We start from the raw sequence: 22,395 nt of genomic DNA on the forward strand, positions 1-22,395 counted from the left end.
CGGACCGATGGGGCGCAACCCCAGCGATTCCGCCGTTTTCACCGCTGGCACGGCGTTTGAAAGATAGGGAGCAGACCTCACCAGACCCCAGCGGGAGACGCCATCATGTTCGACACCTCGACCCCGACGCGCGATGACCTTGCCTATGGCGACATCGAGAGCACCGACCTGCTGCCCGAAGATGTTTTCAGCCGCGCCGCCCTGATGAGCAAGCAGTTCATGAAATGCCACGCCAAGATCATGCGGGCGATCGAAGCCGGCGATCTTGATCGCCTCTGCGCCCTGCGCAGCCAGCTCGTCGCCCTGCGCCGCCTTTACGGCCTCGCCGATCCCGTGGCCCGCAGCTGAGGCGGGGGGGGCGCCCGCCCCGCCTCACAGCCCGACGGGCAGACCGCACTGGCCGCGAAAGCGCAGAAGATGATCGGCCAGAACAACGGCGACCATGGCCTCGGCCACCGGCACCGCCCGAATGCCGACACAAGGATCATGCCGACCCTTGGTCACCACATCGACCGGCCGCCCCTGGGTATCCACGCTCTGGCGCGGGATCATGATTGAACTGGTCGGCTTGACCGCCAGTCGGGCGATGATCGTCTGCCCGGTGGAAATACCGCCCAACACGCCGCCGGCGTTATTGGACGTGAAGCGCACACCGCCCAGGCCGTTGGGCAGCATCTCGTCGGCGTTACTTTCGCCGCGCAAGCGGGCGGCTTCGAAGCCGGCGCCGATTTCAACGCCCTTGACGGCGTTGATGCTCATAAGGGCCTTGGCCAGATCCGCATCCAGCCGGTCATAAACCGGCTCGCCCAGTCCGGGCGGCACGCCTTCGGCCACAACCTCGACCACCGCCCCGACGCTGGAGCCATCCCGGCGCACCCCGTCAAGCAAGGCCTCCCACGGCGCGACCATAGCCGCATCGGGGCTGAAGAACGGATTGGCGTCGACGCTAAGCCAATCCCAATTGGCCCGCTCGATCGCCAGCCCGCCCATTTCCACCACGGCGGCGCGGATGGTCAACGGCCGGCCAAGCACGCTGGTCAAGACCTTGCGGGCGATCGCTCCGGCGGCGACGCGCACGGCGGTCTCGCGGGCGCTGGAGCGCCCCCCGCCGCGCGGATCGCGCACCCCGTATTTGACCCAATAGGTGTAATCGGCATGCCCCGGGCGGAAGCGCTGGGCGATATCGGAATAATCCTTCGAGCGCTGGTCCGTATTGCGGATCAGCACGGCGATCGGCGTGCCCGTCGTCACCCCCTCGTAAACCCCCGACAAAATCTCGGCGGCATCGTCCTCGCGGCGCTGGGTGGTGAAGCGCGACTGGCCGGGCTTGCGCCGGTCAAGGTCGTGTTGCAGATCGGCGGCGGTCAAGGGAATGCCCGGTGGCACCCCTTCGACCACGCAACCGATGGCCGGCCCGTGGCTTTCACCAAAGCTGGTGAAGCGGAAGAGCGTTCCGAAGCTGTCGCCGGCCATGGGGGCTTAATCCTTCTTGACGGTGGCGAGCAGGGCGGAAACCTCGCTGACGCTGTCCATGTTCAGCATGCCCACCAGATGATAGCCGCTATCCACGTGATGGACCTCGCCGGTCACGCCGCGCGACAGATCCGACAGCAGATACAAGCCCGAATTGCCAACCTCGTCGATGGTCACATTGCGGCGCAGCGGGCTGTTATACTCGTTCCACTTCAGGATATAGCGGAAATCGCCGATGCCCGAGGCGGCCAGGGTCTTGATCGGTCCGGCCGAAATGGCGTTGACGCGGATGCCGCGCCCGCCCAGGTCGGCGGCCAGATAGCGCACGCTGGCTTCCAGCGCCGCCTTGGCCACGCCCATGACATTGTAATGGGGCATCACGCGTTCGGCGCCGTAATAGGTCAGCGTGATCATCGCGCCGCCGTCATTCATGATTTCCGAGGCGCGACGGGCGATATCGGTGAACGAGAACACCGAAATCAGCATGGTCTGCTGAAAGTTCTCGCGCGTCGTATGCATATAGTGGCCCTTGAGCTGATCCTTATCGGAAAAGGCCACGGCGTGAACGACGAAATCGATGGTGCCCCAGGTTTCCTTCAGCGTGGCGAACACCGCGTCCAGGCTGGCTTCATCGGTCACATCGCAGGGCATCAGAAGATGACGCTCGCTCAACCCCTCGACCAGAGGCTTCACCCGCTTGAGCAAGGGGTCCCCCTGATAGGTGAAGGCGATGCTGGCCCCCGCGTCGCTGGCGGCCTTGGCGATACCCCAGGCGATCGACCGATCGTTGGCGACACCGAGAACGAGGCCCTTCTTGCCGGCAAGAAGCGCGGTGGAATTCGGCATGGGAGTCCCCTTTATGGTATTGGTAATAAGACCGGCCCGTCTGAGGGCCGGTGAAAATCGGTTGAATCCCGTCCTTAGAGGACGGAAGGGCGGCATCCTACACCAAGACCTCCAGAAGGGCCAAGACGCATGGTGGACGACGAAAACCGGCGGCGCGGGCTTTTGGGCCGCCGTTCGCACGCCCGCTCATGGCTGCCGGTGAAGCCACGACGGATCCTCGCCACCGCCGGAAGCTTCACGATTTTGGTGCTGCGCGCCCTGATCACCCATGACATTCCCCGGCTGGCGGCGTCGTTGGCCTATACCTCACTGCTCGCCCTGGTGCCGCTGATCGCCATCGCCCTGGCCATCCTGGCGGCCTTTCCCGGCTTTGGCGACGAGCGCGAGCGCATGGTCGCCTGGATCATCGAGACCTTCGTTCCCTATCGACGCACCGAGATCCTTGATCAGGTCGAGCATTTCGTCGGCGCCGCCGCCGGTCTTACCGCCCTTGGCGTCGCCGGGCTGACGCTGACGGCGATCATCTTGCTGCTGACCATCGAATCCTCGCTCAACGCCATTTTCAGGGTCGAGAAAAGCCGCCATCCCCTGGCCCGGCTGCTGGTCTATTGGTCGGTGCTGACCGGCGGGCCGCTGCTGATGGGCCTTAGTTTCTCGCTTTCGAGCTATCTGGTGGCGATCCGCCATCTGGTCGGCACCGACGTGATGAGCCCCTTTGACGCCCTGACGCCGACGCTCGGCCCGCCCCTGCTGTCGCTGACGGCGATGACCTTGCTTTATATGCTGGTGCCCAACCGGCCGGTGCCGCTTTTTCACGCCCTGGCCGGCGCCCTGGTCGCCACCCTCGCCTCGGCGCTGCTGCGCTCGGCCTTCCTGATGGTGATCACCCGCGGGCTGTCCTATGAAACCCTCTATGGGGCCCTGGCGGCGCTGCCGGCCTTTCTGGTCTGGATGTATCTATCCTGGGCCGTCGTGCTGATGGGCGCGGTGACCGCGGCCGAGATCCCCAATTGGAAAATGGCCCGTCGCCTGACCCGGGCCGGGCAGGATGAACGGGCCGCCCGTCTGCGCATCGCCGTCGAAATCATGGTCGCCGCCGCCCGCGCTTACGGCGAGGGCCAGGGCGACGGCGCCAGCCGTCGCGCCCTGTCCGCCCTGACCGCCACCCCCGACCGCCGCCAGGCCGGGGTCTTGCGCGACCTCGACAAGGCCGGCCTGTTGATCCGCGATGAGGACGGCGCCGTCCTGCCCGGACGCGATCCCCGGCGCATCACCCTGGCCGAGATCCTTCACGCCCTGACCCTGGCGCCGCCGACCGGCACCGTCGGCGGCCCGGGCTGGCCCGATCTGCTGCGCCACGCCCTGGAAACCGCCGGCGGTGATTACGACCGGGCCCTGGGGCTCAGCCTCGACGCTCTGGTCCAGGCCGAGCCGCTCGGCGCCCGGATATAAGCGGGTCGGCGATCAGACCATGCCGGCCTGTTCGCGCGGGTCGGTCTCGGGGTCCTTCAGCTTCTTGACCAGGGTCTTGAGCTTGGGGTCCACGGGATCGGGCAAGGTGATGCCCAGACGCACCAGAAGATCGCCGCGCTGGCCGTTTTCCTGGGGAATGCCCTTGCCGCGCAGGCGCAGAACCGTGCCGGTATTCGACCCCTCCGGCACGGTCACGCTGACCTTGCCCTCCAGGGTCGGCACCGTGATCTTGCCGCCAAGCACCACTTCCTGAAGCGTGACGGGCACATCGACCACGACATTGATGCCGTCGCGGCGGAAGAAGGCGTGCTCCTTGACGCCGATTTCGACCAGGGCGTCGCCCGCCGCTCCGCCATTGCTGCCATCGGCCCCCTGGCCCTTGAGGCGCAGCGACCGCCCGTCTTCGCTACCCGGCGGGATGCGCACGTCCAGGGTCTTGCGATTGGTCAGGGTGATGCGCTTGGTGCTGCCCAGGGCGGCTTCCTCGAAGGTCACCTTCAGCCGATATTGGGCATCCTGGCCGCGCACCGGCCGCGGGCCCGCTCCGGCCGCTCCGGCGGTGCCGGCGCCGGGCCCCCCCTGGCCCCGACTGGCCCGGCGGAACATTTCGGAAAAAAGATCGTCCTCGCCAAAAGTCGATTCGAAATCGAATCGGCCGAAACCGCCGCTGCGCCCGTCATTTCCCGAGGCGCCGCGATAGGCGCCGCGCGCGCCATAGGGGCCGGTGCCCGGACGAAAGCCCCGGTGCTCGTTGCCGGCGGCGTCGATCTCCCCCCGGTCGAACCGGGCCCGCTTCTGGGGATCGGAGAGCAGGTCATAGGCCCCGGAAATATCCTTGAACTTGTCCTCGGCCCCCGGGTCGTTCTGATTGACGTCCGGGTGCATGCTGCGCGCCAGTTTGCGATAGGCGCTCTTGATTTCGTCCTGACTGGCGCCACGCGCCACGCCAAGAACCGTATAGGGGTCTTTCATCTTTATGATCTCACGCCGAAAGCCGCAGCCTTCCGCCTCCCCCCGGGGGGCCTTGGTTGCCGCACGGCCTATTCCTCATGCCCGCTTGCCGACCCGCCGGGGCCGGAAGCGGATCGTACCTGCCCCGGTCCTTGTTATCCAGCGGCCATTGGCCGATGCTGGCTGAATTGACGAGCCGCGGCGGACCCCGCCGGCGGCGCCGTCGACAAGGCCCTTTTCAAGATCTGGGATCGGGGACATGATTTGTCATGAGTTCGCTTGAAGATAGAGACCCTTACGCGCTGTTTGCCGAATGGCTGGAAGAGGCCGGGACGACCGAGCCCAACGACCCCAACGCGATGGCCCTGGCGACCTGCACGCCCGAGGGGCGGCCGAGCCTGCGCATGGTGCTGCTCAAAGGCGTGATCGCCCAGGCTGACGCCGAGGGCGGCTTCATTTTCTATACCAATTTGGAAAGCCGCAAGGGCGGGGAGCTGCTGGCCAATCCCCATGCCGCCCTGTGCTTCCATTGGAAATCCCTGCGTCGGCAGGTCCGGGTCGAGGGACCGGTGGTCGCCGTCAGCGACGCCGAGGCCGACGCCTATTTCGCCTCGCGCCACCGCGACAGCCGGATCGGCGCCTGGGCGTCGATGCAGTCGCGCCCGCTCCAGGGCCGCTTCGAGCTCGAACGCCGCGTCGCCCAGTTCGCCGCCCGCTACGCCGTGGGCGCCGTCCCCCGTCCGCCCCATTGGTCGGGCTTCCGCGTGGTGCCCGAGGTTATCGAATTCTGGCACGACCGCCCCTTCCGGCTGCATGACCGGGTGGTGTATCGTAGCGAGGGAAGCGGCTGGACCCACAGCCGGCTTTATCCCTAAGGAACCTCGTATTCCCCAAAAGGTCGGGGTGCGACGGGAAAGGAAAACCCATGGGGACGCAACGATCCGACACCCGCGACCAATCGGCGCGGCTGATGCGCCGGGCCACCTACGCCTCGGTCACCGTGGCCATGACCCTGGTCGTCGCCAAGCTGGTGGCCTGGGTGCTGACGGATTCGGTCGCCCTGCTCTCGACCCTGATCGACAGCCTGATCGATGTCGGGGCCTCGCTGGTCACCTTGCTGGCCGTGCGCGAGGCCCTGACCCCGGCCGACGAGGAGCACCGCTTTGGCCATGGCAAGGCCGAACCCTTGGCCGGCCTCGGGCAGGCGGCCTTCATCGCCGGCTCGGGCATTTTCCTGGTGATCGAGGCGGCCGGGCGCCTGACCGCTCCGCTGCCGGTGCAGCGCGGCGAAATCGGCATCGCGGTGATGGTGTTTTCCATCCTGGCCACCATCGGGCTGGTCGCCTATCAGCGGCGGGTGATCGCCCAGACCAAATCGGTGGCGATCAGCGCCGATAGCCTGCATTACGCCGGCGATCTGCTGATCAACCTGTCGGTAATCGTCTCGCTGGGATTGGCGATGACCGTCGACCTGCCGATCCTCGATCCGCTGTTCGCCATCGCCATCGCCCTTTGGCTGATGAAGAACGCCTGGACCATCGGCGCCAACAGCGTGAACCTGCTGATGGACCGCGAACTGCCGCCCGAGGACCGGGTCCGCATCATCAAGCTCGCCCTGGAAAACCCCCGGGTCTTCGATATCCACGATCTGCGCACCCGCTCTTCGGGGCCGCAAACCTTCATCCAGCTCAATGTCGAACTTGATGGCGAGATGACGCTGTCGGCCTCCCACGCCATCGTCACCGAGATCGAGAACCGCCTGCGCGCCGCCTTCCCCGGGGCCGAGGTGCTAATCCACCAGGACCCGGCCGGCATTCAGGAAGACCACCACCCCGATTTTGCCTATGAAGACACCTCGGCCCTGCTTGAAGCCGATGCCGCCAGCCAGCCGCGCCGCTTATAGCGGTATCCTGATCAAGCGATCGCCGTGAAGCGGACGACGCCATCGACCTCGCTGCGCCGCAAGCGTCCCTGACCTTCCAACCAATGGGCATGGGCCAGGGCCTCGCCAAGGGCGAAGAACACCGTATTGGCGTCAAGCGGGCGCTTGAACAGCACGCCAAGCAGATCCTGGGCGCTCAGCGCCCGATCGCGGCAGGCGGCCTCCACCTCGGCTAAGCGATCGCCATGGTGGGCGGCCAGGGCTTCGATGCGGGCGTGCAGACCGTGAAACGGCCGGCCGTGACTGGGCAGAACCAGGGTCTCGGCGGGCAAGGGCGCGAAACGGCCGAGGCTTTCAAGAAAGCCCGACAAGGGATCGGCGTCGGGTTCGCTCGGCCAGACGCTGATATTGGGGCTGATGCGCGGCAGCACCTGATCGCCGCTGATCAGCACCCCGGCCTGGGCGCACCACAGGGCGGCATGTTCGGGAGCATGGCCGCGTCCGACGATCACCCGCCAGCTCCGCCCGCCGATGGCGATCTCCTCGCCATCGATGATCCGCCGCACGGTGGGCGGCGGCGGCACCACGCGTTTGGCAAAGGAGTTTCCCCGCCGGGCCACCAGTTCCAGCCCCTGGGCATCGACGCCGGCCCGGTGATAAAAGGCCTTCGAGACCGCCCCCACCGTTTCGTCGCTTTCCAGCGCCAGCATGCGCCCATAGGTCCATTCGCCCAGCGTCGCCCACAGCGCCACGTCGAAGCGGTCGGTCAACCAGCCGGCCAACCCCATATGATCGGGATGGAAATGGGTGCAGATCAGCCGCTTTACCGGCCGCCCCCCCAAGGGCCCTTCGAACACATGCGACCACAGGGCGCGGGTGGTATCATCGGCGACCCCGCTGTCAACCAGGGTCCAGCCGTCGCCGTCCTCCAGGGCCCACAGGTTGATATGATCAAGGGCGAAGGGTAAAGGCATGCGCAGCCAAAGCACCCCCGGGGCCACGGTTATCGCCTCGCCGGCCGCCGGCGGGGTCGCGAATGGAAAGTCCAGGTCATCGGCCATGGTCGAAGAAATCCCTTCAGAGCCGCGAGAGGCCCGTTTCGCCTCGAGCCCAACACTGCCCGCCGCTCACCCTCCAGGCAAGACCGCACAAGGATCGGCCGTTCTGTTTAGGGAGCCGTTAATCCGCCGACGCCCGCTTTGCCCGTTCCATTTTTTCCAAAAAGGAGTCCCGTGCCGATGACCCTACGCCTGGGATTGGATCTTGGCGGCACCAAGACCGAGATCATCGCCCTTGATGACGAAGGACGGATCCTGCTGCGCCGCCGCCGCCCCTCGCCGCGCGCGGCCTATGGCGCCACCCTCGACTGCCTCGCCGCCCTGGTGACCGAGGCCGAAGCCGAATTGGGACGGCAAGGGAGCGTCGGCGTCGCCATGCCCGGCGCCATCAGCCCGGCCAGCGGCTTGGTGAAGAACGCCAATTCCCACTGGCTGAACGGCCAGCGCCTGGACCATGACCTTGCCGAGCGCCTAGGCCGGCCGGTGCGCGTGGCCAATGACGCCGATTGTTTCGCCCTGTCGGAAGCCACCGACGGCGCGGCGGCCGGGGCGTCGAGCGTTTTCGGGGTGATCTTGGGCACCGGCGTTGGCGCCGGCATCGTCGTCAACGGCCGCCTGCTGGCCGGCCCCAATGCCATCGCCGGCGAATGGGGCCACATGCCCCTGCCCTGGCCCGGCGACGACGAACGCCCCGGCCCCGACTGCTATTGCGGGCTGAAGGGCTGCGTCGAGACCTTTTGTTCGGGCCCCGGACTGGCCGCCGATCACCAGAAAAGCACCGGCCACGCCATCGAAGGCCCCGCCCTGCTCGCCCTGGCCCAAGCCGGCGACGCCCAGGCCCAGGCCAGCCTTGATCGCCATGCCGACCGTTTGGCCCGGGCCCTGGCGGTCGTCATCAATATCCTCGATCCCCAGGTGATCGTCCTCGGCGGCGGCCTTGGGCAAATGCCCCATCTTTATCAGGCCCTGCCCCGGCTATGGACGCCCTGGGTGTTCAGCGACCGCGTCGACACCCGTCTTGTCGCCCCCCGTCATGGCGATTCCAGCGGCGTTCGCGGCGCCGCCTGGCTCTGGCCCCCCTCTTCGACACTGGAAACCGATCCCCATGCGTGATGACTACTTCTACGAGACGGCAAGCGGTCACGGCCTGCCCCATGATCCGATCAAGGCCATCGTCGCCCCGCGACCCATCGGCTGGATTTCGACCATCGATGCCGAGGGGCGGATCAATCTCGCCCCCTACAGCTATTTCAACGCCGTGTGCAACGACCCGCCGATGGTGATGTTTTCCAGCAATGGCCGCAAAGACAGCGTGCGCAACATCGAGCAGACCGGCGCCTTCGCCTGCAATCTGGTCACCCGCGATCTGGCCCAGGCGATGAATGAGACCTCGCGCAGCGTCGCCCCCGAGGTCGACGAGATGGCGATGGCCGGGCTGACCGCCGCGCCGTGCCGGCTGATCGCCGCCCCCCGGGTGGCCGAGGCCCACGCCGTGCTCGAATGCCAGACTCTGGCGATCCACGCCCTGGCCGACCTAGGCGGCCGGCCGGTCAATCAGTTCATGGTGATCGGACAGGTGGTCGGCGTCCATATCGACAAGATGTTCCTCAAGGAGGGTCTGTTCGATACGGCGGGCGCCGGCGTCATCGCCCGCTGCGGCTATGCCAGCGACTACGCCGCCGTCGATCCCTTCCAGATGAGCCGGCCCCGGTAAAAACCCGGGACGAACCATCAGTTGGGATTCTGCCAGCCGCCGTCATCGGGCTGGATGTGGCGGGCGGTGGTGCGATCGCCGCGCAGCTTGGCGGCGAGCGCGGCGGTGGCCTCGCCGGTCACCGGCAGGCCGGCGTCCTTTTGATAGCCGCGGATGGCGGCGCGCGTCCGCCCGCCCATCACCCCATCGACCGGTCCGGGATCATAGCCGCGACCGGCCAGATCACCCTGGATCTCGCGGATGACCGCCCGATCGGAAGGCGCGCCGGCGAAGGGATCGGCAAGCTTGCCCTGGCTGCAGCCGGCCAAAGACACGACCAGCGGCAAACCGACGACAAGGGCGCGCAGAACAAGACGCAACGGCTTCACGGGCGGACACCTTATACGAGAGCGAACACCAAATGGACGGCGGAAGGGGGAAATCGTTCCCCTGCCGCTCGCCGCTCCAAGCGCCGTTTTAACCGAGGCTGGCGGGCGAGATCAAGCGCCCGGCCCGCAAGCTCAGGCCGCGCGTCGCCACCCGGGCGCGAAACGACGGATCATGGGAAATCACGATCATCGCCTGGGGCAGGCCCAGCAAGATATCGCCCAGCCGCGCCGTCGTCGGCTCATCAAGCGCGTTGGTCGGCTCGTCGAGCAGCAAGACATCGGGATCCATCGCCAGCACGGTGGCCAGCGACACCAGCCGCTTTTCACCCCCCGACAGCTTATAGGTCACCCGGTCGCGCAAGGGACTCAAGCCGAGATCGGCCAGAACCCGGTCAACGATCGCCCGCGCCTCGGCCGGAGTCTTGCCCAGATTGAGCGGCCCGAAGGCCACGTCCTCGGCCACCGTTGGGCAGAAAAGCTGATCGTCGGGATCCTGGAACACATAACCCGCCCGCCGGCGAACCTCGTAGAACTCGCTCTCGACCCGCCGCTCGGCGCCAAAGGCCCAAACCCGGCCGCCCTGGGGGCGCAACAGGCCGACAAGGATCTGCAACAGGGTGCTTTTGCCCGCGCCATTGGGACCGGTGATCGCCAGACGCTCCCCCGCCTCCAGGCCCATCGTCGCGCCATCGAGCACGGCCGGGCGGCCGGGATAGGCGAAACGCAGATCCGACACCTCAAGCAAGACGGCCATGGCCAATCTCCACGACAACGATCCCGCCCAGGGCGGCGATCAACAACAGGGCGAAAAGGCCGTCGCGCCAGCTCCAGGCCAGGGTATCGAGCAAAGGCAGGCGGCCGGTGAAGCCCCGGCATGTCATCGCCCGGGCGATGCGCTCGGAACGATCAAGGGCGCGCACCAGCAACATGCCGATCAGATAACCCAGCGTGCGGTAGGTATGGCGGCTATTGGCTAGGCGGAACCCGCGGGTTTTCATCGCCCGGCGCAGGCGGCCGTATTCGGCGTTGATGACATCGATATAGCGCACGCTGAGCAGCAGAAGATGGACCAGGGTATCGGGCAGGCCCAGGCGGGCGAGCCCGTGGCCCAGCGTCGTCGGCTCCATCGATCCGACCAGGGCCATCAGGCACAAGATCACCCCATTGGCGCGCAGACCGATCACCAGGGCGCGGTCTAGCCCCTGCCAACTCGCCGGCCACCCAAACAGGCTGAAGGCCGCGTCTCCGGGGATGGTGAAGGGGATCAGCACCAGCATGGCGACGATGAAGCCGTCCATCATCGCCATGCGTTTCAGGGTGCGCCCGATCGGCAGGCCGGCGCCGATCAACAGACACAGAGCCAGGATCAGCGCCAAAGACAGGGCGACCGGGCTTTCCAGGCCGACGATGACCAAGGCGCAGAACAGCGCGCCCAGAAGGCGCCCGCGTGGATCCAGGCCGCGCACCACACCCCGGACCGCCGAAAGGAACGATGATTTGGGGGGGGATTCGGACCCTAAGAGGGTTTCCATGGACGGCTTCTTTGACACAGATGGAACAAAAGGGGCGACAGCGGGGACGGCCGATCGCCGCCCGCCGACGACGCACGATAGCCCAAGCCCGGGAGCCGCGCCTGTCCTGGGGATGACGGCGCGGGTAACTTTGGGCCTCGAAGCATGACCCATGCTATCCTACCGACAAAGGGCGTCATGTCGCGAAACGATCATTTTTCCTCCGCCATTTTGTCTTGCGCCGCTCTCGCGTCCCGAGCAGGGTCCCAAAACTTTCGGGCCATCTCATAGGACTTCGCCCATGACCCCTGAGCATAAGGACAAGGCTTTGGCCGCCGTGTCCTTCTTCGACCGCCTCCCCGCGCCGCGCCGAGCCGAGCTGGCGGCGAAAGCCGAAGCCGCCCAGTTGCCGGCGGGATTCCCTTTGGCCGAACGCGGCGTGCCCGCCACCGGCCTTCAGGTGTTGGTTGAAGGGCAGGTGCGGTTGTTTTTGCCGCCCGAGGAATCGACCATCGATATCGTCGGTCCGGGAAGCTTGCTGGGGGAATGCGCGCTGTGCGACGACGCCCGCCACCCGGTTTCGGCCCAGGCGATCAGCCCGGTGGTGATCCTCGACCTGCGCGCCGAGGATGTCTGGCCGGTGCTTTTGGCCGAAACCGACGCGACCTTGGCCTTGCTGGGGGCGATTTCGGCCAATCTCAAAGGGCTGCTGGGCCGGGTGAACGACATCAAGCTGCGCACCACCGCCCAAAGACTGGCGATGTTCCTGGTCTCCCTCGCCCGCCAGCCAAGCGCCGTCGACCGGGCGGCGAACGGGCCGGCGGAGGGGATCATCCTCACCTTGCCCTATGGCAAGAAACTAATCGCCGAACGTCTGGCGATGACGCCCGAAAGCCTGTCGCGCTCGCTCGCCCGCCTGGGCCGCGAAGGGGTGCGCGCGGTGGATCGGACAACGGTTCGGATCGACGACCTGGACGCGCTCGCCCTCTTCGCCGGGCTGCTGCCCGAGGAGGAAAACGACGACGACGCCCTTCACCGCGCCCAAGGATACTGGCGATGACCCAAACCCGCCCCTGCGAAGCGGCCGACCTCGCCCGGCTGTCCAACGCGCCGCTGTTCGCCGCCCTCGATCCGCAACGCCGCCAAACCCTCGCCCGCTGCGCCCAGGTCATGCGCACCCGGGGGCCGACCCTGCTGTTTTCCCATGGCGACCCGGCCGACGCGTTTTATGGCGTGCTTGAAGGACAGGTGCGGCTGACCACCCTGACCGCCGAAGGCGCGGAAAGCGTCATCGCCCTGATCGAACCGGGCGACACCTTCGCCGAGGCGGCGATCGTCGGCGCCTGCCGCTTCCCGGTCGCCGCCCAGGCCGAGGCGGGCAGCTTGCTGGTCCGCGTCGACGGAGCGGGCTTCCTGCGCCTGCTGCGCGACGATCCCGGCTTGCTGCGCGGCCTGCTGGCCGGGTTGATCCGCCGCCAGACCGATCTGGTCCACGAGATCCATTTCCTCAAAAGCACCTCGCCGGCCCAGCGCTTGGCGTCTTATCTGCTGAGCTTGCTGGAATCGGGCGCCTGGCCCGGCCATGGCCGCCTGCCCGTCGCCAAGCACCTGATCGCCAGCCGCATCGGCATCGAACCCGAAAGCCTGTCGCGCGCCCTCGCCCGCCTCGCCGACCAGGGCATCCTCGGCCCCGGCCCCGACCTCACCGTCGAAAACCCCCAAGCCCTGCGCGCCGCCTGCGCCGCCGGACCAAGGCTATAGCAAAAAGGCGCATCCCTCGGCCGGACATTGGTTTTTTTCCCTCAAGGCGCCAGTGTTCGACGCGGTGATTCGTCTTGTTTGCGGAGGCCTAGGGAGCGCGCCCCCGTCTTCGCCTGCTTCAGGCCCCTCTCTCCTGCTGCGACCCTCGCCCGGAAGTGCTCCAACGGCCGGCTTCCAAGGTTCGTCGCCCGTACCGTGATGTGAGACGCAGAATGCAGTACCCCCCTTTCGAGCAGGCCAGGACATGTCCCGGATCCGGACGACTCGTCGCTTTTTCCTTCGATGTTTTTGACACCTTTTTGCTCCGCCGCTGCACGACCCCCGAAGGCGTCTTTGAGCAGGCCTTTCGCCATGCCCCCCTGACCCTTCGGGGTGCGGGAAGGGCGACCAGTTATTGCCAGCACCGTCAAATGGCCGAGGGCAAGGCCCGCAAACGGGGAAAGCCCCCCGCCAAAGGCCGGGAAACGTCGATCGAAGACATCTACGCCCGCTTTGCCGTCCGTCCCTTTGGTTTGACCGCGGATGACCGCCCGGCTCTGGTCGCGGCGGAATTCGCCGCCGAACACGACCTATGCTTCGTCAATGAAAGCGTTCTGGCGCTGTACCGGGCTTTGCAGGCCGATGGCATCAAGGTTGGCTTCCTGTCCGACACCTATTGGAACGCCGAACGCCTTGGCGCCCTTCTGCGGCATTGCGTTCCCGGCCTCACCTGGGATTTCCTTTATGCGTCCTGCGATCATGGCGTTGGCAAAGCCGACGGTCTGTTTGATCGCTATTTGAAAAAGCAGGGCTGGAAGCCCACAACCGTTGCCCATATCGGCGACAATCCTCAAGCCGACATTCAGGCACCCGGGGCGCTGGGAATTCAGACGTACCATTGCCCCCAATGTCCACCGGCCGATGTCGGGCTTTTCCAGCGCGAAGACCATATCTTCGAGATGATCTGCGCCGCCGATGGCGCCAGCTTGCGCCTGGACGATGGCCTGCGGACGATCCGCCGCCAGATCACCGCCATGATCCCCCATCCCTCGCCCATGGCCCGCGTGGGCGTTTCGGTGCTCGGACCGGTTTTGAGCGGCTTTCACCATTTCGTTGCCGATCGCCTCGCCAAGATCGCCCAAGACAATCCTTCGGTCCGCGTGGCATTCCTCGCCCGCGATGGCTTGGCGCCCTACCGGCTGTGGCAAGACAGCGGCAGAGAGGCCGCCTATCTCGAGATCAACCGCCGTATCGCCTTGGTCGCCGGCACCACGGATCAAGAGTCCCTGGGCGCCCTTTTCAAGGACATGTCCCTGGTTGACGAGGCGGCGATCAGCGCCTTTTTGAAGCATTCCTCGCCCAAGATCAGCCGTTACTTCCAACGCCTTCCCAAGGGGCAATCCACGGGCCGGGCCTTCGCCGAGGCTTTGCCGAGTTTGCTGACGAGGGCCGAGACGAGGACGATTGGCCAAGCGATCCGCGCAAGGTTGATGGCCTATCTGCGCGCCGCCATTCCTGATCTTGATCACTGTGGCGATCTGGTTCTTGTCGACCTGGGCTATTCGGGAACCATTCAGAAAGGCCTGCGCACCATCTTTGACCAAGAGGGTCTTTCCGTTCGCTTGCATGGCCTTTATTTGATAACCAACGACGAGGCTTTCGACGAGCTACCCTCCCATGACAGCGCCGAAGGTTATCTTTCCAGCGGTGTGATGTCTCCCCGGACCAGTCTGGCCATTCTCAGAAACATCGCCTTGATCGAACAGTTCTGCGGCGCGCCGGAAGGCTCGGTCCGCGATTACCAAAACGCCGCCGTGGTTCGCGAACCCGACCCAAGAAGCGCCGAGCATCTCGCCCTTTGCGCCGAGGTCCGGGAGGGCGCTTTCGCTTTCGCCCAGCATTATGCGGCCTTGAGCACAAAGGGCTGGCCAAACCCTCTCGCCTCCCCCGATCTGGCGGCCCCGCACATCGCCGCCGTGCTGGCCCGCCTTCTGCTGCTGCCCAGCGATACGGATCTGGCGCTGTTTGGCGGGATAACCCTGGACGTCAATCTGGGCACCCAAGGCCAAGTGCCCTTGGTCGACAGCGGAACGACCCAATCCCTGCTGGCGAAGATGCCGATGGCGGGAACCTTCGGCACGACCGCGCAGATCATGTGGATGGCCGCCAGCGCCGCCGTGATTTCGCCCGTCCATGGCCATTTCTACGCGCTGTTCGCCGCCGGACTGATGCCGGGCGATGTCGTCGGCGATGCGCCTTGTGGCGAGGTGACGGTGACGCTGGTCACCGCCGGCGGCCTGGCACAGCTGAAGATCGCCTGCCAACGCACGGGCTTTGGCGATCTTCGCTTGCATATCCCGCTGATCACCACCAATCAGACCAGCCCCGCGATTATGCTGCCGATGAACGAGATCGGCCGGGAAGGCATCCTTCAGGGGCTGACCCTCTCCACGGGCCCGTCCATTCGCGATGCCATGGACTCCGACACCCCCCAGGATCTGTCCACCGACGCCTTGGAGGGAAGCGATCTGGTGATAACGGGAGCGGGGTATCAGGCCAGCGGCAGCGCTCCCATCCTCCTCATCAAGGTTCCGCCCGTTTCCTCTCCTTATGCGGTCCTCACGATAACGTTAACCCCGATCGGGGCCGGACGCTTATTGGCCTTACCGGCCTAATCAGAAGCGGTCGGGCTGGATTTTGGTTGCCGCGGTCTTCCTCGAAGACCGGGGTATCGATCACACCTGGGCCGTCGGATACGGCACCGCCATCATGAGGACCTCATCACATTTCCGACAGTCGCTTGCAGAACCTCAATTAAAAAAAGGAGCAGAATCATGACTTTTGGAAGTTTCATAGAACCAAACACTGATCTTGCGGAATCGGAAAGTCCGGCCAAAGATCTTGGAATCAAAATTTATTCTGGATACCAAGCGATAAAAGACTCGGATCGTTTTCGCGGAAAAAATAGAATTTTTGATGATATTTTAGAAAAATCAAAATCTTCTGATCTTGTTTACGAGGATCAGTGTTCCAGTCAGTACTATTTTGATCTCGTAAAAACTTTGAGAGATTTCAACGGCGAGTTTGATCGCGTTGTCGAAGTCGGTGTTTTCATGGGAGGGGCCTCGGCGGTTCTCGCCGGCTGCATGGAGCCGTTTGGGTTCGGCCTGGACATGGTCGATATCAATGCCAACTATTTGCACTTCGCTTACGAACGGATTCGCCGCCTATACCCTGAAACCGCACACAAAATCCGCCTGTTCCATGGCGATCTCCCCAGCTATGTTCGCGAAGTGATCCTAAAAGAAAACGCTCGCTCTATCGTCCACCATGATGCGGGACATAGCTTTAACGTCGTGGTCAAGGACATGGCGGCCCTATCCTTCGTCAAGGAGAAACTCTTCGCGATCATCGCGCAAGATACCCACCTGCGCGGCACGATCAGCAATATGAACTTTGTCGACATGGCACTTTATGCCGTTTTTGGTCTCGACCTTTCCTACGCTCCAATAGGCTTTTCTTATTCCCCACTCGATTCACGGACTGCCCCAAATATGTACGGGGGCAATTACTTCATGCCGAATGAACCCGAAGGGTTCGTTTTGCCCATGAACCAGAACGAGTTCCGCTATCCCCACCCCGACATGACGATCGACGACTTCCTGCCCCCCGCAAAAAGTTAATCCGCCCCAGGAGATCACGCGGCGCCCGGTTGGTGTCTCCGGGCGCTTCCTGGGGGGATCGGGTGGCCGGTGCCGGCGGCGGGTCGGGCCCGTCGTCGGCGCTGCAATCACCCGATAGGCGGGGAGATGCGCCGCCGTCTTTACGACCGGCCGCGTCCCTATGCGGACAATGAGGGATCGGTCTCCGCCACGATCACGGCGAACTGACTATCCGATCGTAGCGGGGTAAGACACATCCGAGCGGTTGGCACATACCCGTTCAATCTTCCGTCCCGCAACTGGTAGACCACCTGCCCACGGATCGCACTAATCTTGCGTCGACAGAGTCGAGCGAGTTTTTCCGTCATCTCCTCAAGAGTGAAATGACGGAAATGGTAGGAAAAAAGATCGGCGTTAATCTCAAATTTCAGTGTGTTTTCAAGCGGAAACGACAAGACGATCGGCCCTCGCACGGCTTGATCCAACGCGACCAGAAACGCGTCACAATCCGCGACGTGTTCGACCGATTCCAAGGACACCGCGAAATCAAGCGACCGTGAAGCCAGTTCAAACGGGAAATAGGCTTGTCGAAACACCACGCGATGGTCCGCATAGGCCTGCGATGCCTGCGCCACCGCCTCAGCCGACCCATCGACGCCAACAACCCGACAACCGGCCAGATCGGCCAGCATACGCGAACCGTAACCATTGCCGCAAAACAGATCGATGCCGGTTGTTCGATGGGCTGGCGTTAGACGATCACGCAGCCAAAGCGCTGCGAATTCGTAGCGACACCGATGATCCTCACGGATCCCCACCAGACTGGTGGCGGTCTGCCGCTCTCCGCTTGCAAGCGAAAAGTCGCGCTCGGGAGAAGGCTCAGTCATATCATGCACGAAGAGATCACCGAGCGCGTCGCGGACTCCCCCCAACCCCGGAGCGATAGCCAGGGCGCGCCAAAGATCTTCTTCCGCTTCCCCGATACGCCCCTGAGCTAACTTGATCACCCCCCGCAACATCATGCCATCGGCATCAAGGGGCGTATGGGCAAGCTCCTGATCCACGTCTCTTTCCGCCGTCGTGAAATCACTCCGCTCTAGCGAAGCAAGAACAGACTGCCATTTCATTGCGATCATGCGACAACCTTATCCATCGAGGAAAAGCCCCAATCAGCATTGAGTGCCCGCCGCAGCCGGTTGGGTCGCGGTGTCAAAGCAACCGACTCGTCTGGTTTTTCGCCACGAAGCGCACTCCAAAAATCCGGGTTGCACCAAGCGCTAGTGAGAGGGACCGCCGCCCCGAAGCGCGCATCGGCAGGGAATTCATCACCGTAGTGATAAAGCGGCGGGGCGAGCCATATCGCATCCTTGCCGAAAAGCTCCGCCTCAACCAAAACACTCGAATTCAGTGCGCAAACAGTGCTTACTTCGGGCTGAGCAAGAAGATGATAAACATTAGCATCCACCCAAGTCACAGCCCCGATTTCACTCATCACTTTATTGGTTTGCGATTGTCCGGCGGCATAAGGGTGCGGCTTGAACAAAACCATTGAAGAGTTAAGACAAAGATCGAGAAGTTGCGCGGCATAATCTTCAAGGCATCGGAATCGCCCGGTCTCACCGTCGAGAAGGGCACGATCGCCCGGGACCTGACCAAGGATCACGGTGGTTCCCGGACGCAACGGCTGCCGCAGGGGTGGCTCCATCCAGGCGGCTTTGCTTTTGAGCAATCCGGCTTGCAACAGCATCTCGGCGCGGGGCACGGCATGCTGGAGCAAAACGGCATGAATATCGGGACGATTGCTGCGCAGCGCAAAGACCACGTCATCAAGGAAACGCACCGGATAGAGGGAAATATCGATCACCGCTATCCCCGCACGATCCAACAACCGCAGCAGAAGATCAGGCATTTCATAGCCAACCACGAGGTCAGCCGCGAAGGCATCAATAAGAAGGCTTTCCACTTCCGGCGGACAGGAGGGTTGGCTCAGTAATTTTCCCCATCCCGCAATGGTTAGAGGGATCCCAAACGCCTCGTAAATAGCCGGAGTATCGATATAGATAGCAGGGGACGGGAGGCGCGGATCCCAGGAGGCCGTTGTTACCGTCCAACCGGAGAGGCGTGCCGCGGTGCCGACGATCCCGTCCAGCCAGCGTACATTCTTCCAAACGGCACTTTCATGACGCTGTCCCGACGGATACGGACGAAAAATATCCCCGGTCACTATCAGCTTTGGAACTACCACGAATTTTTCTCCAAGAGAGAGGTCCTTATTTAAAGAAATTTCCTATTAACTCTTAGAAATTACGAAAACAGGACTTAACGCACATCCATTGTCATCTTTTTCTATAGTTAATTACCACCCTATGGAAAGGGCCCCCTGAAATCCATGGGACAACAAAGCGACGTCATTGGCTTTCGAGCGGTCATCTGCAAATGCCAGGGCTCGGAATCCACCCCCTCAACGACACGTTCAATCCGTTCAAATCCAACAGCACCAATTTCGTTCTCTAATGTCGCGACCGTATAGCCCCATTGATGGGCATCGAAATCACTGCCGCCTCGTTCTTTTTCCCTCCAGCCCCAGAAGCCGGCAAAAGCATGTTCCATCTGATCACCAAATGAACTCCGGCTTACCCCAAGCAACTGACGCGCGTGGAACTCGATGTCTGGAACTATTACTACCAGCTTTCCTTCTGGCTCTAAGATATAAAACCATTTTTGCAGGGCCAATTTTGCGTATTCAGGATTAAGATGCTCTAACATATGCCTGCTATAAATTTCATGTACCGAATTTTCTTCAAAACAATCAAGATCCCAGGCATTGCTAACCAAGTGAGTCACTTTAGTTTTTCTTGCATCAACATTTATATAACCAGGCTTATCAACGTCCGCACATCCGATATTAAGCAAGACCTTCGACATCACCACCACCTTTAACTACAGAGAATATTTTATGAATTTAATAGAAACCGATATCATTTTTTATGAAGGTGACTGCGCATCCAAATTTATTTAACGAATTTTAGCTCCCTCATGACCTTTGGCGACGAACTTCTCTTTTGTATTCATTTGCGTGAAGCTTACAGACAAGCCTCGCAGGACGGCTTCCTGCAACGGAGAGGAACCGCGTCGAAACGCAAGTAAGACACCTTTATCGTTGAAAATACCTAAACAAGTTCTCTGAATGAGCATGATGACAGGGTGATGGTCCCCGTTTTTTCGGCGTCGCCAAGGGGCGCCGAATCACAAAATCGACGATCAGCGCAGCCTCCCCCCCTCCAGCAGATCGAACAGCGCCCGGGTGGTTTCCTCGGGGGCTTCCTGGGGGATGTTGTGGCCGATGCCGGGCAGCAGGCGGCGTTCATAGGGGCCGGTGAAGTGGGAGCGATCGGGGTCACGGGCGGGTGGCGGGCCGACGCCATCGTCGGCGCCGCACAACGAGATCGTCGGCACGCCGATCGCCGGCTGGGCGGCGAGGCGGGCTTCGATGGCGTCATAGGCGGGGTCGCCCTCGGCATAGCCGTAGCGGTGGCGATAGGACTGGATAACGACCGCGACGAAATCCGGGTTCTCGAAGGAAACCGCCGTTCGCGCGAAGGTCTGCGGATCGAAATCCCAGCTTGGCGACCACAGCCGCCATAACAAGTCGCAAAAGGCCGCCCGATGGGCGGTCAGCCCGGCTTGGCCGCGCGGCGTGTGGAAGTAATACTGATACCAGAAACGATATTCATCCTCGGGGGCGAGCGGCTGGGCGAAGCCCTTGATATCCTGGATGTTATAGCCATCACCCGTCACCAGGGCGCGCACCCGCTCGGGCCAGAGGGCGGCGGCGATGCAGGCCGCCCGGCCGCCCCAGTCATAGCCGACCAGGGCGGCGCGGCCGATCGCCAGCCCGTCAAGCAGATCGCGCAGATCGGCGGCCAGGGCGCCTTGCTGTCCCGAGCGCGGGGTGTCGTCCGACAGGAACCGCGTCGGCCCGTAGCCCCGCAAATAGGGCACGATCACCCGGTAGCCGCGCGCCGCCACCCGCGCCGCCATCTGGTCATAACAGCGCGGGTCATAGGGAAAGCCGTGGAGAAGAACCACCGCTTCGCCGCCGGCCGGCCCAAATTCGTGATAGGCGATGTCAAGAACCGGCGTGCGCAGCCGGTGGAGGGTCGTCTCGTCGTCGGCCATCCCCGTCCTCCCCTGTCCATCGAGGCCACAAGGGTATCCGACCTTGGCGCTGCGATCACGCGCGAAGCGCCGCCTTATCGGCGAGTGGCCGGTCGATCGATCCACCGTAAGGTGTCATCAAACAACCGCCAAGCTGTCACGGAACGGGAACGGGGCGCTGATAGGCTGGGTGGGCCAAGCCCCGTTCCCTGCCGGAGACGCCCGATGACTTTTTTCCGCCCGCTTTTCGCCCTTTCCTTGGTGCTTGCCGGCCTGCCCCTCACCCTGCCCGCAAGCGCCGCCGAGAACGACCCCGCCGTCCAACTCGGCCCCCGGCCGTTCTATCTGGTCGACGCCATGGCGCCCGGGGCTTTGAAGGACAAGCTCGAGTCCTGCAAGACCGGCCCGTTCTATAAATCGACCTTTTCGATCGGCCATCGCGGCGCCCCTTTGCAGTTCCCCGAGCACACCCGCGAATCCTATGTGGCGGCGGCGCGCATGGGGGCGGGCATCGTCGAATGCGACGTGACCTTCACCAAGGACCGTCAGTTGGTTTGTCGCCATTCCCAATGCGATCTGCACACGACCACCGATATCCTCGCCCATCCCGATCTGGCGCAAAAATGCACAGAGCCCTTCACCCCGGCCGATGCGGCGAGCGGCAAGAAGGCCTCGGCCAAATGCTGCACCAGCGATATCACCCTGGCCGAATTCAAAACGCTGTCGGGCAAGATGGACGCCAGCGATCCGACGGCGACCACCATCGCCGCTTACATGAACGCCACGCCGAAATGGCGCACCGATCTTTACGCCACCCACGGCACGTTGATGACCCATGCCGAAAGCATCGCCCTGTTCAAGTCTCTGGGCGTCGGCTTCACGCCCGAACTGAAAAGCCCCAGCGTGGCGATGCCGTTTGAGGGCAGCTATAGCCAAAGCGATTACGCCAGCCAGATGATCAACGATTATAGTGCCGCCGGCATCGATCCGGCCCAGGTTCACGCCCAGTCCTTCGATGAAAACGACGTCTATTTCTGGGCCGAAAAATTCCCCGATTTCGCCCGCAACGCCGTTTATCTTGATGACCGCGACGAGACCAAGGGCTTCAGCCCGATGGATCCGGCCAGTTGGTCGCCGACCATGGAAGAGCTGGTCGCCAAGGGGGTCAAGGTCATCGGGCCGCCGCTGTGGTATTTGGTAACCCTTGACGCCGATAACCGCATCGTTCCCTCGGTCTATGCCAAACGGGCGCGCGAGGCCGGGTTGGCCATCGTCACCTGGAGCCTGGAGCGCTCCGGCCCGCTGGCGACCGGCGGCGGCTGGTATTATTCCTCGATCACCAAGGCGGTAAACAGCGATGGCGCGATGATGACCCTTCTCGATGTGCTGGCCAAGGATGTCGGCGTCATCGGCGTCTTCTCCGACTGGCCGGCGACCACCACCTATTACGCCTCGTGCATGGGCCTGAAATAGCCCCCGGCTTTTTTAGCGAACTTAACCATCCTCAAGGCGGGCGCCCCCCGCCCGGACCAAGGTCGCCCTCACAGCCATTCCCTGAG

General features: G+C 63.5%; 22 protein-coding genes. 11 read left to right on the forward strand and 11 right to left on the reverse strand.

Going from position 1 to position 22,395, the window contains the following annotated elements; translation table 11 throughout:
• The first annotated feature begins 105 nt into the window (after positions 1-105).
• On the forward strand, positions 106-348 hold the full coding sequence (locus RRU_RS13550; RefSeq protein WP_011390372.1) for a hypothetical protein: 243 nt from the start codon (positions 106-108) through the stop codon (positions 346-348).
• 24 nt (positions 349-372) lie between these two features.
• Here the strand turns inward: RRU_RS13550 and aroC are convergent, their stop codons facing one another.
• Positions 373-1,473, reverse strand: a complete 1,101-nt coding sequence (gene aroC, locus RRU_RS13555; protein ID WP_011390373.1) for a chorismate synthase — start codon at positions 1,471-1,473, stop codon at positions 373-375.
• Positions 1,474-1,479: 6 nt separating this feature from the next.
• The gene (fabI, locus tag RRU_RS13560; RefSeq protein ID WP_011390374.1) at positions 1,480-2,319 is read right to left on the reverse strand and encodes an enoyl-ACP reductase FabI; all 840 of its coding nucleotides are present in this window, start codon (positions 2,317-2,319) and stop codon (positions 1,480-1,482) included.
• A 129-nt stretch (positions 2,320-2,448) separates the two neighbouring features.
• On the opposite strand from fabI, the gene RRU_RS13565 reads away from it, so the two are divergent.
• Positions 2,449-3,771: a YihY family inner membrane protein gene (locus RRU_RS13565; protein ID WP_011390375.1), complete on the forward strand. Its 1,323-nt coding sequence runs from the start codon at positions 2,449-2,451 to the stop codon at positions 3,769-3,771.
• A 12-nt stretch (positions 3,772-3,783) separates the two neighbouring features.
• Here RRU_RS13565 and RRU_RS13570 read toward each other — a convergent pair whose 3' ends face one another.
• Entirely contained in the window at positions 3,784-4,764 is a 981-nt protein-coding gene (locus RRU_RS13570) for a DnaJ C-terminal domain-containing protein (RefSeq protein WP_011390376.1), read from the reverse strand.
• Positions 4,765-5,012: 248 nt separating this feature from the next.
• Here RRU_RS13570 and pdxH point away from each other — a divergent pair, with 248 nt between their 5' ends.
• Together pdxH and RRU_RS13580 are read left to right on the forward strand one after the other, a co-directional pair.
• Positions 5,013-5,618, forward strand: a complete 606-nt coding sequence (gene pdxH, locus RRU_RS13575) for a pyridoxamine 5'-phosphate oxidase (protein ID WP_011390377.1) — start codon at positions 5,013-5,015, stop codon at positions 5,616-5,618.
• A 50-nt stretch (positions 5,619-5,668) separates the two neighbouring features.
• Positions 5,669-6,646, forward strand: coding sequence for a cation diffusion facilitator family transporter (locus RRU_RS13580; protein ID WP_011390378.1), 978 nt, complete (start codon positions 5,669-5,671; stop codon positions 6,644-6,646).
• A gap of 11 nt (positions 6,647-6,657) precedes the next feature.
• On the opposite strand, the gene RRU_RS13585 is transcribed toward RRU_RS13580, so the two are convergent.
• The gene (locus tag RRU_RS13585; protein ID WP_011390379.1) at positions 6,658-7,686 is read right to left on the reverse strand and encodes an MBL fold metallo-hydrolase; all 1,029 of its coding nucleotides are present in this window, start codon (positions 7,684-7,686) and stop codon (positions 6,658-6,660) included.
• A gap of 177 nt (positions 7,687-7,863) precedes the next feature.
• Here RRU_RS13585 and RRU_RS13590 point away from each other — a divergent pair, with 177 nt between their 5' ends.
• The gene (locus RRU_RS13590) at positions 7,864-8,796 is read left to right on the forward strand and encodes an ROK family protein (RefSeq protein ID WP_011390380.1); all 933 of its coding nucleotides are present in this window, start codon (positions 7,864-7,866) and stop codon (positions 8,794-8,796) included.
• Positions 8,789-9,397 carry a flavin reductase family protein gene (locus RRU_RS13595; protein ID WP_011390381.1) on the forward strand — a complete coding sequence of 203 codons (609 nt, stop codon included), beginning with the start codon at positions 8,789-8,791 and terminating at the stop codon, positions 9,395-9,397. The genes RRU_RS13590 and RRU_RS13595 overlap by 8 nt, the downstream gene beginning before the upstream one ends.
• 17 nt (positions 9,398-9,414) lie before the next feature.
• On the opposite strand, the gene RRU_RS13600 is transcribed toward RRU_RS13595, so the two are convergent.
• The 3 genes from RRU_RS13600 to cbiQ all read right to left on the reverse strand — a co-directional run bounded on the left by RRU_RS13600 (position 9,415) and on the right by cbiQ (position 11,297).
• Complete coding sequence (locus RRU_RS13600) at positions 9,415-9,765, reverse strand: peptidoglycan-binding domain-containing protein (protein WP_011390382.1); 351 nt, start codon at positions 9,763-9,765, stop codon at positions 9,415-9,417.
• An 88-nt stretch (positions 9,766-9,853) separates the two neighbouring features.
• Complete coding sequence (locus tag RRU_RS13605; RefSeq protein ID WP_014626425.1) at positions 9,854-10,519, reverse strand: energy-coupling factor ABC transporter ATP-binding protein; 666 nt, start codon at positions 10,517-10,519, stop codon at positions 9,854-9,856.
• Entirely contained in the window at positions 10,503-11,297 is a 795-nt protein-coding gene (cbiQ, locus tag RRU_RS13610) for a cobalt ECF transporter T component CbiQ (RefSeq protein ID WP_014626426.1), read from the reverse strand. The genes RRU_RS13605 and cbiQ overlap by 17 nt, the downstream gene beginning before the upstream one ends.
• A 280-nt stretch (positions 11,298-11,577) precedes the next feature.
• Between cbiQ and RRU_RS13615 the strand changes: the two genes are divergently transcribed.
• The 4 genes from RRU_RS13615 to RRU_RS13630 all read left to right on the forward strand — a co-directional run bounded on the left by RRU_RS13615 (position 11,578) and on the right by RRU_RS13630 (position 16,699).
• Positions 11,578-12,336 (forward strand): Crp/Fnr family transcriptional regulator, encoded by a 759-nt coding sequence (locus tag RRU_RS13615; RefSeq protein ID WP_011390385.1) that lies wholly within the window; start codon positions 11,578-11,580, stop codon positions 12,334-12,336.
• Positions 12,333-13,037, forward strand: coding sequence for a Crp/Fnr family transcriptional regulator (locus RRU_RS13620; RefSeq protein WP_011390386.1), 705 nt, complete (start codon positions 12,333-12,335; stop codon positions 13,035-13,037). Before RRU_RS13615 ends, RRU_RS13620 begins: the two co-directional genes overlap by 4 nt.
• Before the next feature lie 410 nt (positions 13,038-13,447).
• Positions 13,448-15,691, forward strand: coding sequence for an HAD family hydrolase (locus tag RRU_RS13625; protein ID WP_014626427.1), 2,244 nt, complete (start codon positions 13,448-13,450; stop codon positions 15,689-15,691).
• Positions 15,692-15,850: 159 nt separating this feature from the next.
• Positions 15,851-16,699 (forward strand): hypothetical protein, encoded by an 849-nt coding sequence (locus RRU_RS13630; protein ID WP_011390388.1) that lies wholly within the window; start codon positions 15,851-15,853, stop codon positions 16,697-16,699.
• 158 nt (positions 16,700-16,857) lie between these two features.
• On the opposite strand, the gene RRU_RS13635 is transcribed toward RRU_RS13630, so the two are convergent.
• The 4 genes from RRU_RS13635 to RRU_RS13650 form a co-directional block, all read right to left on the reverse strand.
• The gene (locus tag RRU_RS13635; protein WP_011390389.1) at positions 16,858-17,814 is read right to left on the reverse strand and encodes a methyltransferase domain-containing protein; all 957 of its coding nucleotides are present in this window, start codon (positions 17,812-17,814) and stop codon (positions 16,858-16,860) included.
• Complete coding sequence (locus tag RRU_RS13640) at positions 17,811-18,923, reverse strand: hypothetical protein (RefSeq protein ID WP_011390390.1); 1,113 nt, start codon at positions 18,921-18,923, stop codon at positions 17,811-17,813. The genes RRU_RS13635 and RRU_RS13640 overlap by 4 nt, the downstream gene beginning before the upstream one ends.
• Positions 18,924-19,042: 119 nt before the next feature.
• Positions 19,043-19,603, reverse strand: coding sequence for a class I SAM-dependent methyltransferase (locus tag RRU_RS13645; protein WP_042440170.1), 561 nt, complete (start codon positions 19,601-19,603; stop codon positions 19,043-19,045).
• Between the two features lie 336 nt (positions 19,604-19,939).
• The gene (locus tag RRU_RS13650) at positions 19,940-20,857 is read right to left on the reverse strand and encodes an alpha/beta fold hydrolase (RefSeq protein WP_011390392.1); all 918 of its coding nucleotides are present in this window, start codon (positions 20,855-20,857) and stop codon (positions 19,940-19,942) included.
• A gap of 204 nt (positions 20,858-21,061) precedes the next feature.
• On the opposite strand from RRU_RS13650, the gene RRU_RS13655 reads away from it, so the two are divergent.
• Positions 21,062-22,309 (forward strand): glycerophosphodiester phosphodiesterase family protein, encoded by a 1,248-nt coding sequence (locus tag RRU_RS13655; RefSeq protein WP_011390393.1) that lies wholly within the window; start codon positions 21,062-21,064, stop codon positions 22,307-22,309.
• Positions 22,310-22,395: the final 86 nt, after the last annotated feature.

Source organism: Rhodospirillum rubrum ATCC 11170, assembly GCF_000013085.1.
Classification (GTDB): domain Bacteria; phylum Pseudomonadota; class Alphaproteobacteria; order Rhodospirillales; family Rhodospirillaceae; genus Rhodospirillum; species Rhodospirillum rubrum.